The following is a 15,049-nucleotide window of genomic DNA, read 5'->3' as shown; positions in this document are numbered from 1 at the left end:
CACCCCAGAATGTAAAGTCGCAACCCAACCCAGTTGAAGAGTTAGGCGTCAAGAAGAGAAAAGCCCATGAGCGACACGAAGACTAAAAAAGAAACTACAAAAAGCAATCAGCCCGGGGGCTTCCTCGGATTCATCGAGAAAGTTGGCAACAAACTCCCCGACCCGTTTTGGCTATTCGTCATACTCGGCGGGCTGGTGCTCGTCTCCAGCTACATCTTCAACAAGATGGGCCTCAGCGCCACAGACCCGGAAACCGGCGAGCCGGTAGAGATCGTCAACCTGCTGAGCTCCGAGGGGCTCAAGGAGATCCTTTCAGGCGTGGTGGACAACTACGTAACCTTCCCACCGCTGGGTCTGATTATTACGGTCATGCTGGGCGTGGCCGTGGCAGAGCATTCCGGTCTGATTAGCGCGGTGGTACGCGCAACCGTCTCTAGGGTCGGGCCGAAAACTCTGACATTCGTCGTGGCGCTTGCGGGCGTGACGGGCTCCGTGGCCTCGGACGCCGTGTACGTGATCCTCATTCCGCTGGGTGCAGTGGCCTTCCGCGCAGTGGGGCGCTCCCCGATCGTCGGCGCGATGGTGGCCTTCGCCGCCTCCTCCGCCGGGTTCAACTCCTCACTGGTGCTGAACATCACCGATGTGCTGCTGGGTGGCATTTCCACCTCGGCAGCTCACATCGTGGACGACGAATACTTCGTCTCCCCGCTGGCCAACTACTTCTTCGTAGCTGCCAGCGCGATCGTGTTGGCGCTGATCATCACGGCGGTGACGGAGCTGTACATGAAAAAGCGCGCCCTGGACCTTGTCGACCACGACGAGATCGACTACTCGGAGGTCACCTTCAACACCGGCCGCGACGGCGATGACGAGCTCGCCGGAGACGTACCGCAGGAAAAGATCACCGCTGCTCTGAAACTCGATACCGATGAATGGCGTGCACTGCAGAACACCGCCATCGTCGCCGTCATCATGACGGCCATCTACTTCGCGCTGCTGTTCGTTCCGGGGTCGCCGCTACAGGGCGAAGGCGGCGAAGTGATGTCCAGCCCGCTGATCACCGCAGTGGCCGTGCCTATCGGCGCATCCTTCCTGATCCTCGGCCTGGTCTACGGCCTGGGCATCAAGTCCATCACGAAGGCCAGCGACGTTCCGGAGTTCATGGCGCGCGGCCTGAAGACCCTGCTGCCGATGATGGTGCTGTTCTTCGCCGTATCGCAGTTCCTCGCCTGGTTCACGGCTTCCAACCTGGGTTCCTGGACCGCCATTAAGGGCTCGGAGCTGCTGCAGAAGGCCGACCTGCCGCCGCTGCTGCTCTTCGGCGCCTTCGTGATCCTGGTGGCACTGGTGAACCTCTTCATTACTTCTGGTTCCGCCCAATGGGCGCTGATGGCACCGATCGTCGTGCCGATGTTCATGTACGTCGGCTTCTCCCCCGAGGTCACCCAGATGCTGTTCCGTATCGGCGACTCGCCGTCGAACATCATCACCCCGATGAGCCCGTACTTCGCCCTGGCCCTGACCTTCCTGCAGCGCTACTACAAGAAGGCAGGCATCGGAACGCTGATGTCGCTGACGTTGCCGTACGCCGTCGCCATGCTGGTGGGCTGGTTCCTGTTCTTCGCCCTCTGGTGGATGGTCGGCCTGCCGCTCGGCCCTGGCACGCCGATGGACTACCCGGCGCCGTAGCTCCCTAGCCCCAGCGCTGGCTCTGCACTGCGCTGGCGCACAGCACAGGTTCAGCCCCCGTGGTAGCCCTGCCCAAGCCTTATCGTTAGTGTGGAAAATGTACCCCTGCACACCGCTTGGCCAGGGTTCCACATTGCGCCTTGGCCAACGATCTAAGAATTGAGGTCGGCGTTGAACAGCCAGGCTAATACTCCTTTACCCAATAGCTCCGATGTCGAAGCGGTGGTCACCAAGGCCATTCACCGCGCCGAGCAGTGGCTGGAGGTCGAAGAGACTTCCGCTTCCACGAAGCAGTTGGCAGACATGGTGCACGATCCCGACGGCGTGGAGTTCACCTTCGCCTTCGTCGACCGCGTGGCCCGCCCCGAGGACAACCACGTTTCGGCCAAGGAGTTTGCCAAGATCGCCAACCCGTTTAAGCGCACCGAGCCAGTGCCGGGGTTCATGAGCCTGGTCGATTCCATCCTGGTTACCGCCGGTTCCATCGCAGCGCCACTGCTGCCGAACATCGTCATGCCGATCGCGCGCTCCTACCTGCGCGCCACCGTCGGCCACCTGGTGCTGGATGCGGAATCCAAGGCGCTGGATCGCATGCTGGACGACTACCGCGACAAGGGCTTCCAGCTGAACCTGAACCTGCTGGGCGAGGCCGTGCTCGGCGAGGCCGAGGCACAGCGACGCCTGGATAACACCCTCGACCTGCTGAAGAACCCGCGGGTGGACTACGTTTCCGTCAAGGCTTCCTCCGTGGTCAGCCAGTTGAACCACTGGGACTTCGAGGGCTCCATCGAACGCCTGAAGGATCGCCTGCGCCCGCTGTACCGCCAGGCCATGAAGCGCGACCCGCACCCCTTCATCAACCTGGACATGGAGGAGTACAAGGACCTCCACCTGACCCTTAAGCTGTTCACCGAGCTGCTGGACGAGGAAGAGTTCCAGAGCCTTGAGGCCGGCATCGTGCTGCAGGCCTACCTGCCCGACACCTTCGACGCGCTGCAGGAGCTGGCGGAGTTCGCCGCGCAGCGCCGTGCCAAAGGCGGTGCCAAGATCAAGGTGCGCCTGGTGAAGGGCGCCAACCTTTCCATGGAGCGCGTGGATTCCGAGGTTCACGACTGGCCGCAGGCTCCCTACCTGACGAAGGCGGAGGTGGATGCCAACTACATCCGCCTGCTGGATTGGGTGCTGCAGCCCGAGCACGCGGATAACCTGCGCATCGGCGTGGCTTCGCACAACCTGTACCACCTGGCACTCGCCCACGAGCTCTCCGTTGCCCGCAATGTCGAGCACCAGCTGGACGTGGAGATGCTGCAGGGCATGTCCCCCGCACAGTCCGAGGCCGTGCGCGACGTCGCCGGCAACATGATTCTGTACACCCCGGTGGTCAAGAAGGAAGACTTCGACGTAGCCATCAGCTACCTGGTGCGCCGCCTGGAGGAAAACGGTGCGAAGCAGAACTTCCTCTACGCGCTGTTCACCCCGGAGGATGACGAGACCGACGTCACCGGTATGACCCCGATGCAGGGGCAGGAGCTGCGATTCCGCAACTCCGTGCGCGACCGTTGGGAGACCTTCGCCGGTTCGCGTCGCACCCAGAACCGTCTGGAGGAAGAGGCCGAGAAGAAGGGCTGCCAGTCCGACGGCCTGCCCGGCAACTTCGTCAACGAGCCCGACACCGACCCAACGCTGCCCGCCAACCGCGAGTGGGCGCTGCAGATCGTCGATCCGTCGAGCGATCCTGGCCCCGCTCAGACCCCGGAGGTAACTGACCCTGCGGTTATTGACGCCGCCGTCGCCCGTTGCCGCGGGGCTTCCGAGAAGTGGTCGCAGAAGTCCGGCGCGGAGCGTGCAGAGCTGTTGGACCAGGCGGCGGATGCGCTGGCCAACAATCGTTCGAAGCTGATCTCGGCTGCAGTATTCGAGGCGGGTAAGACCGTCGCCGAGACCGACCCCGAGGTTTCCGAGGCCATCGACTTCGCCCGCTACTACGCGGAGAGTGCCCGCCAGCTGGACCACGTGCGCGGCTCGGTGTTTACCCCGTACAAGTCCGTGGTGATCACCCCGCCGTGGAACTTCCCTATCGCCATCCCGCTGGGCGGCGTTTTCGCCGCGCTGGCTGCCGGTTCCTGCGCGATCATCAAGCCCGCTCCGCAGGTGCTGCGCATCGCGGAGGTCTTCATGGGCATTCTGCGCGAGGCCGGCATCTCCGAGGATCTGGTGCAGCTAGTCAACGCCGACGAAGCCGAGGCCGGCAAGCGCCTGGTGAGCCACCCGGATGTCGAGTCCGTGATCCTCACCGGCGCCTCCGAGACCGCGAAGCTGTTCCGTGGCTGGAAGCCGCGCATGGTCATTAACGCGGAGACCTCCGGCAAGAACGCGATCATCGTTACCCCGGCGGCGGATCCGGACCTGGCGGTGGCGGACATCTTCAAGTCTGCGTATGGCCACGCGGGCCAGAAGTGCTCCGCCGCCTCGCTGATCATCACGGTCGGCTCGATCGGCAAGTCCAAGCGCTTCATCAACCAGCTGGTCGATGCTGTGCGTTCCATGAAGGTCGGCCCGGGCTCCGACATTTCCACCTTCATGAACGGTGTGATCGAGGAGCCAGGCGACAAGCTGCTGCGCGGCTTGACCGAGCTGGACAAGGGCGAGAAGTGGCTGGTCAAGCCCCGCAAGCTCAACGACGAGGGCACCCTGTGGTCCCCTGGCCTGCGCGATAATGTGAAGCCGGGCAGCTGGTTCCACACCCACGAGTGCTTCGGCCCGGTGGCGGGCATTATGCACGCCGAGACCCTGGACGAGGCCATCGAGTGGCAGAACTCCACGGGCTTCGGCCTGACCGGCGGTATCCACACCATCGACGTGGAAGAAACCGCATACTGGCGCGAGCGCGTGGAGGTCGGCAACGCCTACGTGGAGCGCGGCATCACGGGCGCTATCGTGCAGCGTCAGTCCTTCGGTGGCTGGAAGAACTCCGCGCTGGGCAGCGGTGCGAAGGCCGGTGGCCCGAACTACGTCGCCCAGCAGGGCGTGTGGACCGAGGGCGACCTGAGCGAACTGGCCGCAGGCACCCTGCCGACGCACATCACGCAGCTGCTGCGCGAGATCCGCGGCCTGGGCTCCCCTGCCCTGTCCAAGGACGATCACGTGTGGCTGCGCCGCGCCGCGGAGTCGGATGCCTACGCGATGTCCACCGAGTTCGGCGTGGAGCACGACAAGACGGCCCTGGTCGTGGAGTCCAACGTGTTCCGTTACAAGCCGTTGCTCGAGCCGCTGCGCGTCCGCGTTTCCGAGGGCGCCAACCCGCGCGACCTGCTGCGCCTGAAGCTGGCCTCCGCCGCCACGGGCACGGAGCTGGATATTTCCGCCAACCCGGAGGTTGCCCGCGAGTGGGGCGAGCTCGGCGAGCAGATGCGTACTTCCTCCGACCGCGACTTTGCCGAGGAAATTGCCATCGCCCAGTCCGTGCGCGTCCGCGCGCTGGGCGAAGCCCCGGATGAGTTCTACGAGGCCGCTGCGAAGTCCGGCTCCGTGATCCTGGATCAGGATGTGTTGCCCGATGGCCGCCGCGAGCTACTGCCGATGCTGCTCGAGCAGGCGATCTCCACGACGGAGCACCGCTTCGGCTACATCCACGGCCTCACGCCGTAAGTCACAGCGCGCTGAGCCTGACCGGGCGCGCAGCCCTGGCTCAGCCACCGCCGGGCACGCAGCCCGGCGCGCTAGGCCTGCGCTTCCTGCTGTTGCGCCATGCGCCAGCGGATGCCGGCCTCCAGGAAGCCGTCGAGGTCACCATCCAGCACCTTGCTGGGGTCGTTGACCTCGACGTTCGTGCGCAGATCCTTCACCATCTGGTACGGGTGCAGTACGTAGTTGCGCATCTGGTTGCCCCAGGAGTTAGAGCCGTCGCCCTTTAGCGCGTCCATTTCGGCCTGTTCTTCTTGACGCTTACGCTCCAGCAACTTCGCCTGTAGCACCCGCATGGCGGATGCCTTGTTCTGAATCTGCGATTTCTCGTTCTGGCACGTCACCACAATGCCTGTGGGCACGTGGGTCAGGCGCACCGCCGAGTCGGTGGTGTTCACCGACTGCCCGCCGGGGCCAGAGGAGCGGTAGACGTCCACGCGCACGTCGTTCTCATCAATATCGATGTGGTCGGTCTGCTCCACCACTGGCAGCACCTCCACCTCGGCGAACGAGGTCTGGCGGCGGCCCTGGTTGTCGAAAGGAGAAATGCGCACCAGGCGGTGGGTTCCCTGCTCCACGGAGAGGGTGCCATACATGTATTCCCCGTGGATGACGATGGTCGCGGACTTAATGCCGGCTTCCTCGGCATAGGAGATGTCGTAGACCTCCACCTTGTGCCCGGCCTTTTCGGCCCAGCGGGTGTACATGCGCAGCAGCATCTCTGCCCAGTCGGCGGCATCCACGCCACCGGCGGCACTGCGGATGTTCAGCACGGCTTCGCGCTCGTCGTACTCCCCCGACAGCATCGTCGTAACCTCGAGCGATTCAATCTCCTGGCGCAGCTCCTCGCGCTCCGCATCGGCCAGCTGCACCGCTTCCTGGGCGGCGTCCGGGTCGTCCCCGGCTTCCTCCTCAGCCATGTCGTAGAGCACCGGCAGGTCATCCAGGCGTTGGCGCAGCCCCGTGACCTTCTTCAGCTTCGCCTGCACGCGGGAAAGCTCGGAAGTCACCTGCTGCGCGTGGTCCGGATCGTCCCACAGCGAGGGGTCGGCGGACTTTTCCTCCAGCTCGCGGGCGCGGTCGCCCAGCTCGTCGAGGTCCAGCACCTTCTCGATGGTGGTCAGGGTGCCGTCCAGGTCGCTTAGGTCTGCAGAAACTTCCGGTTGCATAATGCGCAAGTCTACCCGGCGACATGCACAATGGAATGTATGGCTACTAACGGTTCTGATTCTTCTTCCCCGATCCCAGAGGACATGCTGAATGCGATCATCAAGACGTTCATCGTGGCGCATGTCGATGATTCCGACCACCACCTGGCTCAGGCGCTGGTCTATAACGCAGGCCGCCTGGCGTGGCGTATGCGCCAGACGGGCTTGGATACGGAGCAGAAGACGTCCGTCAGCGATGTCGTGACCGCTGCGGATCGCGCGGCCGAGAAGTTCATCGCCGACGCACTGCGTGCCATCCGCCCCGACGATGGCTTGCTGGGCGAGGAGGGCACCGCCGTGGAGTCGAAGTCCGGCCGCACCTGGGTAATCGACCCTGTAGATGGCACCTACAACTTCACTACGGGTTCGGACTATTGGTGCTCTGCCCTGGCACTGGTCGAGGGGTCCCCCGATGATCCGGACGCCCTGTTGTTCGGCGCCGTTCACCGCCCGGCGATGGGCTACACGTGGTTTGGTGGCCCGGATATTCCTACTACTCGTGACGCCACCGAGATCAGCCTGCCGAACACCACCGCGGACCTGACCTGCCTGGGCGGCTACCTACACCCCACCGACATTGCGGACGCCACCCGGCTGAAAACCTGGAAGGCCGTAAGCACGCAGTTTGCCACGCTGCGCATGCTGGGGTCTGCGTCCATCGACCTCGCGTGCGTGGCCGGTGGCGAGCTCGGCTGCTGGATGCAGCACAGCGTAGCCAGCTGGGACTGGTTGCCTGGGCGTGCTTTGGTGGAGGGCGCTGGGGGCGTCGCTAAGAAGGAAGAAAAAGACGGCACCACCTGGTTCATTGCCGGGGCGCCAGACGCGGTAGAGCAATCCGTTAAGGCGCTGCGCGAAGCCTAGCGAGAAGGCTACTCCCCCCCCCTTTGCCACACTAGTCACATCAGTCACATTCTTCCCGTGGCTTTATATGTGCCACGGGGTTATCATGTGTTCCATGACGGACTCGGTTTCCCCATATGCAGATGACCTGACCCTGGCGCTGTCGCTGGCCGACGCGGCCGACGCGATCACCATGGCGCGCTTCGAGGCAAATGATCTGAGCGTTGAATCGAAGCCCGACCTCACGCCGGTAAGCGATGCAGACACCGCCGTGGAAAAGGAACTGCGGGAACTCATCGCCGCACACCACCCGGAGGACGCCCTACTGGGAGAGGAATTCGGCGGCGACGTCACCTTTGCCGGGCGTCAGTGGGTCATCGACCCCATCGACGGCACCAAGAACTTCGTGCGTGGTGTGCCCGTGTGGGCCACGCTGATCAGCCTGCTGGTGGACGGCAAGCCCGTGGTGGGGGTTGTCTCCGCGCCTGCGCTGGGGCGCCGCTGGTGGGCCGCCGAAGGCTCCGGCGCATGGCGACTGTTTAACACCCCGGCTAGCGCTGCCACCGGTGGCACTGGCAGCACTGGCAATTCTGGCAACGCCGACGGCGGGGTGCCGTCGGTGGGTGCCCGCCGCCTGGAGGTGTCGAAGGTCGCGCAGGTCGCGGACTCTTCGATTGCGATTTCCTCCCTATCCGGCTGGGCGGACTGCGGCAAGCGCGAGCAGCTGATCAACCTGACGGATTCCGCGTGGCGCCTGCGCGGATACGGCGACTTCTGGTCCTACATGCTGGTCGCCGAGGGCGCGGTGGACATCGCCGCCGAGCCAGAAGTAAGCCTCTGGGATCTGGCGGCGCTGACGCCGATCATCACTGAGGCCGGCGGGCGCTTCACCTCTCTGGACGGCCAGGACGGCCCGCACGGCGGGTCCGCCGTAGCTACCAACGGCCTACTGCACGAGGCCACGCTCAGCGCCCTCGAATAGGCGCTAACCGAGCCTAACCCTAGACGTCGAGCGCCAGATACACGGTGTCGAGGTACTCCTCGATGCCCTCGAAACCACCCTCGCGCCCCAGGCCGGACTGCTTCACTCCGCCGAACGGAGCAGACGCATCCGATAGCGCGCCACGGTTCACGCCGACCATTCCGGCCTCCATGCGCTCGGCGAAGCGCAGGGTCTTCTTCATATCCTCGCCCATCACATAGCCAGCCAGGCCGAAGACGGTATCGTTAGCGACCTTCAAGGCTTCCTCATCGCTGGAGACGCGCTGCACGGCCGCGACGGGACCGAAGATCTCCTGGTTAGCGATCTCAAACTGTGGCGTCACGCCCGTAAGCACCGTGGCGGGGTACCAGAAACCATTCGGATCCAGGTCGGGGTGCGTCTCCCCCAGTTTCTCCAAGGCCTCATTACCGCCGAGGGCAACGTGCGCCCCCTCCTCGACGGCCTTGGCTACCATGTCACGCACTCCATCGCGCTGCTCCTGGCTGACCAGCGGCCCCATCGTCGTCTTCGGGTCGGTGCCCGGCCCCATCACGAACTCGCTCATCTTCTGCACCAGCCCAGCCTCGAACTTGTCAGCCAGGGACTCGTGAACAATGAAGCGGTTAGCGGCCACACAAACCTGACCCGCGCCACGCATCTTCGCCGCAATAGCCTGCTCCACGGCCTTGTCCACGTCCGCGTGCTCCAACACAACGAAAGGCGCGTTACCGCCGAGCTCCAGCGACGTGCGGATCGTCTTCTGCGCCGCGGTGGCGGCCAGCGCCTGGCCGACCTCCGTGGAACCTGTGAAAGTCAGCTTGCGCAGGCGATCGTCGTCCAACAGGGCGGATACGCGGCGCGCCGAAGACGTCGGCAGCACCTGGAACACACCATCCGGAATGCCCGCAATGCGCCCCAGCTCCGCGAAGTAGAGCATCGTCAGCGGGGTTAGCTGCGCCGGCTTAGCAATCACAGTGCAGCCCGCCGCCAGCGCCGGAGCCAGCTTGCGGGTCACCATCGCCAGCGGGAAATTCCACGGGGTGATCGCCAGCACCGCCCCCACCGGACGGTGCGTAGTCACGATGCGTCCATTACCCGCCGGAGCCACGCGATACTCGCCAGCGATAGCCGCCGCCCGCTCGCTGAACCAGCGCAGGTACTCGGCGGCGTAGGTCACCTCGCCCTTGGAATCCGGCAGCGCGCGCCCCAGCTCCAGGGACTGCAGGGCCGCCAGCTGATCCGCGTGCTCGTGCACCAGATCGAACAGCCGACGCAGAAGCTCGGAACGCTCCCGCGGGGTGGATTCGGCCCAGTCCGCCTGAACCTCCACGGCCTTATCCATGGCCTCCCGCGCATCATCCTCTGTTGCCGCGGCGACATCCGCGAAAGGCTTCCCCGTGGCGGCGTCAATAACCGAAATAGTTTCACCTGCAGACCCAGAGCGCCAGGCCCCACCTAAGAACAACCCCGTGGGCACCTCGAAGGAAAGCCCCGCGGCCTGAAGAGTGGTGCTGAATTCAGAAGGAATGTTGAGTGAAGTCATACACCCACATATACGCGCCTTTCGAAGGCAGGCTTGCAGACCGCCACGCGCCTGCACCTTTTCCACTACCGTGGAAAGTGATAATTGCAGCGACGAAAGGAGCCCAGCTGTGCCTATGCCACAACAACGCGAAACCGCACATAAGACACGGGAATGGAAGAAGCTCACCGAATACGCCGACGCAACCCGCGGCACTCAACTGCGAGAGCTCTTCACCGAACAGCCGGGACGCTCCAGCGACATGACCTACAACGTAGGCCCGCTGCACGTAGACCTGTCGAAGAACCTCATCGACGAGCGCGGACTGCGCCTGCTGCTGGATCTGGCCCGAGCCCGCGGCCTGGAGGACTACCGCAGCGCCATGTTCGACGGCGAGCACATCAACACCACCGAGGACCGTGCCGTGCTGCACACCGCGCTGCGCATCCCGGTCGACCGGGAGTTCAGCATCCCAGTCGGGGCAGATGAAACGCAGGATGTGGCCGCCGATGTACACGCAGTGCTGGGCCGCATGCGCGACTTCGCCAAGGCGCTCCGCTCCGGCTCCTGGCAGGGCGTGACCGGGCACACCATCAAGCACGTAGTGAACATCGGCATCGGAGGCTCCGACCTGGGCCCGGCTATGGCCGCACAGGCGCTGCGCCCCTACATGACGGCCGGCATTACGCCGCACTTCATCTCCAACATCGACCCGGCGGACGTGGCCGGCACCCTCGACGGGCTGGATGCCGAGTCCACGCTGTTCGTCATCGCCTCCAAGACCTTCACCACCTCGGAGACTCTGGCCAACGCCCACGCCGCGCGCCGCTGGCTACTGCGCAACCTCGCCGATGAGGGCGTGGACGTCGAGGGAGACGACGCGATCCGCGACATCACCGCCAAGCACTTCGTGGCCGTCTCCACCGCCGCGGAGAAGGTGCAGGACTTCGGCATCGACACGAAGAACATGTTCGAGTTCTGGGACTGGGTGGGCGGCCGCTACTCCGTGGACTCCGCCATTGGCCTGTCCCTGATGGCCGCCATTGGGCCGCAGGACTTCATGCGCTTCCTGGAGGGCTTCCACGAGGTAGACGACCACTTCCGCACCGAGCCGCTGGAGATGAACATTCCGGTGCTGATGGGCATGCTGGGCGTGTGGTACACCGACTTCCTGGGGGCACAGTCGCACGCGGTGCTGCCGTATTCCGAGGACATGGCGCGCTTCGCCGCCTACCTGCAGCAGCTGACGATGGAATCCAATGGCAAGTCCGTGCAGCTGGACGGCAGCCCGGTGGAGGTTCCATCCGGCGAGATCTACTGGGGCGAGCCCGGCACGAACGGCCAGCACGCTTTCTTCCAGCTGCTCCACCAGGGCACGCACCTGGTGCCGGCTGACTTCATCGGCTTCGTCAATCCGCACGACGATGCGGTCGCTGCAGACGGAACCACCAGCATGCACGACATGTTGATGTCCAATTTCTTCGCCCAGACCCGCGTGCTGGCCTTCGGCAAGAACGCTGAGGAGCTGCAGGAGGAGGGCGTGGCCCCCGAGTTGATCCCGCACAAGGTGATGCCCGGCAACCGCCCAACCACCACCATCCTGGCCAACAAGCTGACCCCGAAGACGCTAGGTGCGCTGATCGCACTGTACGAGCACATTGTTTTCGTGCAGGGCGTGATCTGGGGCATCAACAGCTTTGACCAGTGGGGTGTGGAGCTCGGTAAGAAGCAGGCAAACGCGCTGTTGCCTGCGGTTACTGGTAAGGAGCGTAGTGACGCCGGCGACTCCTCCACCGACGACCTCATCGCCTACTACCGTCAGCACCGGGGTTAGCGCTTACGCCGGAAGCTAACGCTGGGGCTCCGGTGATCGATATCACTTACGAAACTTGCTTCCCCATGGCTGGTTTTGACTGCACGAATTCTCCAGAAAGGAATACTCCCCATGAAGATTCGCAAAACCCTGGCAGTAGGCATCGCAGCGACATCGATCTCCGCGGGCGTAGCTGCGCCGGCCCAGGCTGAGGCAACCACACCGCAGACTGCGCAGGTAGCGCAGGCTGCCAATCCCGAACCGTACAACCCCATTACAGGCTCCCTGAGGATGGCACCCGTCTTTCTAGCTTCTCCCATAGTTCTTCCAGCCGTTCTGCTATACGGGATTTGGGTTCGCCTGAACCCCGGCCTCGGTTAGGCCAGACTGCCTCTATCCCCGGCTCGTCCGGCCCGCCCCTGCCCCGGCTCGTCCGGCCTGCCCCGGCCCCGGCTCGTCCGACCCTAGAATGTCGGAAACGTTGCACTTCCGTAAGGCAAATGTCGGAAAACTTGCCAAACGTTCTTGCAAACTATTTCCACCTACACATAAGGGCTGGTCAGGAGGCTTTAGAGGTGGAACAGGTGGCGTCGATAAAAAAGAAATGCAACATTTCCGACATTTTGTCTTTGGCTGAACGAATTCTCCAGACAGGAATACTCCTCGTGAAGATTCGCAAGACTTTAGCAGTCTAGCCATCGGGCAAAACCCACTGTGCACAGCGGGTTCTAGATAACGAAACTAAGGCTCCCCGCTAGCGCGGGGAGCCTTAGTGCGTTTAAACGGAGCTAGCCGTCCAGATCGGAGATCCGTTCGGAGATCGGACTAGAACAGGCCCTTGGTCGGCTTGTGCATAACGTCGGTGGTGGTTACCTCACGGGAGTCGACGTTCTGGTCGTTAGAGGTGGACTTGTCCTCTTCCAGACGACCGGTCTGAGTGACGGTGATGTAGTTCTCCAGGCGACCCAGCTTGGTCTTGCCGTCGCCGAAGTTCAGGTTCGCCAGCAGCTGGGAATCACCCGGGTTGATCGGGTTGGACAGGGTGACCTCGAAGCTGCGAACGGACTTTTCCTTGTCGAAGCCCAGGTCACGGGTGTATGCACCGTTGAACCAGCCCGGGGTGATCAGGCGGTCAACACCCTTCGGTCCCTTCTCGGTGTGCACGTCGATACGGAAGGAGGTAGCCGGGAAGTCCTGGTAGTAGGTCTCGGAGCCAACGTTCTTGGCGGAGATGGAGACCAGGCCTGCGAAACCAGCAGCCTTGCCAGCAGCGACGCGGATCTCCGGCTTCAGGTCGTACTTCTCGCCGGACTGCTCAGCCTCGTCCTTGGCGGGCTTCTCCGCCTCGTCGTCCTTGGCGGGCTTCTCAGCCTCGTCAGCGGACGGCTGTTCAGCCTCGTCAGCCGGAGCCTCGTCAGCGTCGGCAGCGGAAGCGTCAGCGGTGTCCGCGTTCTCAGCGACGGCAACGTCCTGGTTGAAGCCAGGGTCGACAGCATCTTCAGCGAAAGCGTTGCCAGCGCCCGCGAAAGCGGTGGTCACGCCGATAGCGGCAGCGAGGGTCAGGGAAGCTGCGTTCTTCTTCATGTGAGGGGATTCCTTACTTTGTATAGGTGCAGGTCGAAGCATTGCGACAAGCATCGCGAGACTCGTTGAGGGATGCGCTGCGAGACGCATTGCGAGAGAGTTTTGAGGAGCTTCGAGCCTGCGGGCGGGGATCAGCGAAGTTGGTTTAAGCCTCGTCGGCGGGCTTCTCAGCCGGCTTTGCTTCGTCAGCTGGCTTCTCATCCGGCTTCTCGGCAGGCTTCTCGGCGTCTTCCGGCTTGGCCGGGACGGCGGAATCAGCCGGGTTGCCGTACAGCTTCACATTGACCTGGTTCTTGATCGGGGTCAGCGCGGACCACGGGGTCGGGGTGGACCAGGTGCCGTTGGCCTTGCAGAACTGCTGGGTGCCGGTCATGTTGATGGTGCGGAAGCCGTAGGTGGCCTCTCCGGTGTGGCCTGCCGGGACGTCGTACGGCCCAACGGTCTGGCCAACATTCCAGCTCAGGGAGTAGGAAGCCTCAGCGCCGATGGTCTTCGCCAGCTCATAGGCGATACCAACGCTGCCCTTGGCGTCCTTAGCGGAGCCTTCGCCACCCAGGTTGACGCTGGTGGTCTCCGTGCGGTCACCCTTGATGCTGATGGAGATGGTCTGAGTCTTGGACAGCTCCTGCGTCAGCGGGATGGTGTTCTTGGACTGGTTGGTGGCAGAGATGGTGCCAGCCGGAGTGAACTTGTCGTCGACCTTGTAGACGACGGTGCGGTAGTCCTCACCAGAGTTGCATACCGGGTGCGGGTTCAGGATGTTGGCCTTGATGTGATCGCTGCCGTGAGTGGTGTTGACGATCGGCAGAGTCGGGTTGAGCTTCGGGGTCTCCGGGTAGTGCTCTTCCTTGGTGATAGCGGATGCGGGAGATGCGACGGCTGCCGCGACGATGACGGCGGCAGCAGCTGCGCTTGCGCCGTTCTTCCACAGGTTCTTCATGTTTTGTGCTCCTCTTGCACGCCACTGGCCGAAAAGGTGCGCGAGCTGGATGTTCTCCGTGTCGCACGGGCGGGGGCGCAATGGTGATGCTGCGAGAATGTGCGCCGCCAGCCAAAAAGTTCTGCGAGATTTCGGCCAGGTGACTTTGGGTTTGAATCCGGTCTAAGGGGTGCCCTCCCCCGGGTGCTGTGCGGCGAATTGCGAGGGCCGCGGTGCACCCAGGCTCTGAGTGACGAGATCTAACTCTAAACCCTGGAAGCCGGGAATTGTTCGACAATCTTGCGCTGCCATGCACCGGATTCAATCCAGAGTTCACCAACCATTTATCCGCAGTTCACCAAATAAGCCTTAGGTAACCCTTAGAGCACCCCACAAGATCCATCGAAACGGAGTTCACCTCCCATCACATCACTGTAAGGGACCTACTTAGGTAACCCTTGCCCCGACCACCGAAAAACCCTAGAAGCCTCAACGATTACTCCACCCAAACACCCCCATCCTTAAAAAATAAGAATCATCACCCCTTTTGTTGGCAAAATTTGTAGAAAGTCGCCCATTTCTCAAATGCGCGGAACCAGCTCACGTGAACTTTAGGTGAACTCTATTGACCTGCAGTTTCTCACTCATCAAGATTGAAAACTACCCCCTTGCGGGGGTATCCAAGCGGGGTGGTAATCAAATCGCCAGCAGGCTCACTAGCGAGCTGCGCAGTGAGCTCTCCTACGATCCCGTCCCCACTTACCCTGCTCTCTCCCGCCCTGAGCTCCCCAGCCACACTCTCTGACCG

The 15,049-nt window shown here is 63.1% G+C and carries 10 protein-coding genes; 6 read left to right on the top strand and 4 right to left on the bottom strand.

Annotation, left to right across the window (positions count from 1 at the left end):
* The first annotated feature begins 66 nt into the window (after nucleotides 1-66).
* On the top strand, nucleotides 67-1,689 hold the full coding sequence (locus MHX52_RS09305) for an AbgT family transporter (protein ID WP_192816661.1): 1,623 nt from the start codon (nucleotides 67-69) through the stop codon (nucleotides 1,687-1,689).
* Between the two features lie 171 nt (nucleotides 1,690-1,860).
* Entirely contained in the window at nucleotides 1,861-5,337 is a 3,477-nt protein-coding gene (locus MHX52_RS09300; protein ID WP_239317887.1) for a bifunctional proline dehydrogenase/L-glutamate gamma-semialdehyde dehydrogenase, read from the top strand.
* Nucleotides 5,338-5,408: 71 nt separating this feature from the next.
* Here MHX52_RS09300 and prfB read toward each other — a convergent pair whose 3' ends face one another.
* Complete coding sequence (gene prfB, locus MHX52_RS09295) at nucleotides 5,409-6,542, bottom strand: peptide chain release factor 2 (RefSeq protein WP_035005044.1); 1,134 nt, start codon at nucleotides 6,540-6,542, stop codon at nucleotides 5,409-5,411.
* Between the two features lie 30 nt (nucleotides 6,543-6,572).
* Between prfB and MHX52_RS09290 the strand changes: the two genes are divergently transcribed.
* Both MHX52_RS09290 and MHX52_RS09285 read left to right on the top strand, forming a co-directional pair.
* Entirely contained in the window at nucleotides 6,573-7,442 is an 870-nt protein-coding gene (locus MHX52_RS09290) for an inositol monophosphatase family protein (protein WP_239317885.1), read from the top strand.
* A gap of 94 nt (nucleotides 7,443-7,536) precedes the next feature.
* Entirely contained in the window at nucleotides 7,537-8,403 is an 867-nt protein-coding gene (locus MHX52_RS09285; RefSeq protein WP_239317882.1) for an inositol monophosphatase family protein, read from the top strand.
* 19 nt (nucleotides 8,404-8,422) lie between these two features.
* Here MHX52_RS09285 and MHX52_RS09280 read toward each other — a convergent pair whose 3' ends face one another.
* Nucleotides 8,423-9,946: an NAD-dependent succinate-semialdehyde dehydrogenase gene (locus MHX52_RS09280; RefSeq protein ID WP_239317879.1), complete on the bottom strand. Its 1,524-nt coding sequence runs from the start codon at nucleotides 9,944-9,946 to the stop codon at nucleotides 8,423-8,425.
* A gap of 115 nt (nucleotides 9,947-10,061) precedes the next feature.
* Between MHX52_RS09280 and pgi the strand changes: the two genes are divergently transcribed.
* Both pgi and MHX52_RS09270 read left to right on the top strand, forming a co-directional pair.
* Entirely contained in the window at nucleotides 10,062-11,759 is a 1,698-nt protein-coding gene (gene pgi, locus MHX52_RS09275) for a glucose-6-phosphate isomerase (RefSeq protein ID WP_239317877.1), read from the top strand.
* A gap of 111 nt (nucleotides 11,760-11,870) precedes the next feature.
* Complete coding sequence (locus MHX52_RS09270; RefSeq protein WP_239317876.1) at nucleotides 11,871-12,119, top strand: hypothetical protein; 249 nt, start codon at nucleotides 11,871-11,873, stop codon at nucleotides 12,117-12,119.
* Between the two features lie 444 nt (nucleotides 12,120-12,563).
* Here the strand turns inward: MHX52_RS09270 and MHX52_RS09265 are convergent, their stop codons facing one another.
* Nucleotides 12,564-13,322, bottom strand: coding sequence for a neuraminidase (locus MHX52_RS09265; protein WP_239317874.1), 759 nt, complete (start codon nucleotides 13,320-13,322; stop codon nucleotides 12,564-12,566).
* Nucleotides 13,323-13,467: 145 nt separating this feature from the next.
* Entirely contained in the window at nucleotides 13,468-14,262 is a 795-nt protein-coding gene (locus MHX52_RS09260) for a hypothetical protein (protein ID WP_370642247.1), read from the bottom strand.
* Nucleotides 14,263-15,049: the final 787 nt, after the last annotated feature.

Origin of the sequence: Corynebacterium sp. ACRQJ (assembly GCF_022346045.1) — a bacterium.
GTDB classification, from domain to species: domain Bacteria; phylum Actinomycetota; class Actinomycetes; order Mycobacteriales; family Mycobacteriaceae; genus Corynebacterium; species Corynebacterium evansiae.
Note: the sequence above shows the minus strand (reverse complement) of the source record. Positions and strands in the feature narration are given on the sequence as shown.

What these genes read in the sequence shown, in the direction of transcription:
- MHX52_RS09305 (WP_192816661.1), top strand. Translation starts at nt 67, where the DNA reads ATGAGCGACACGAAGACTAAAAAAGAAACTACAAAAAGCAATCAGCCC.
- prfB (WP_035005044.1), bottom strand. Translation starts at nt 6,542, where the DNA reads ATGCAACCGGAAGTTTCTGCAGACCTAAGCGACCTGGACGGCACCCTG.
- MHX52_RS09290 (WP_239317885.1), top strand. Translation starts at nt 6,573, where the DNA reads ATGGAATGTATGGCTACTAACGGTTCTGATTCTTCTTCCCCGATCCCA.
- MHX52_RS09285 (WP_239317882.1), top strand. Translation starts at nt 7,537, where the DNA reads ATGACGGACTCGGTTTCCCCATATGCAGATGACCTGACCCTGGCGCTG.
- MHX52_RS09280 (WP_239317879.1), bottom strand. Translation starts at nt 9,946, where the DNA reads ATGACTTCACTCAACATTCCTTCTGAATTCAGCACCACTCTTCAGGCC.
- pgi (WP_239317877.1), top strand. Translation starts at nt 10,062, where the DNA reads ATGCCACAACAACGCGAAACCGCACATAAGACACGGGAATGGAAGAAG.
- MHX52_RS09270 (WP_239317876.1), top strand. Translation starts at nt 11,871, where the DNA reads ATGAAGATTCGCAAAACCCTGGCAGTAGGCATCGCAGCGACATCGATC.
- MHX52_RS09265 (WP_239317874.1), bottom strand. Translation starts at nt 13,322, where the DNA reads ATGAAGAAGAACGCAGCTTCCCTGACCCTCGCTGCCGCTATCGGCGTG.
- MHX52_RS09260 (WP_370642247.1), bottom strand. Translation starts at nt 14,262, where the DNA reads ATGAAGAACCTGTGGAAGAACGGCGCAAGCGCAGCTGCTGCCGCCGTC.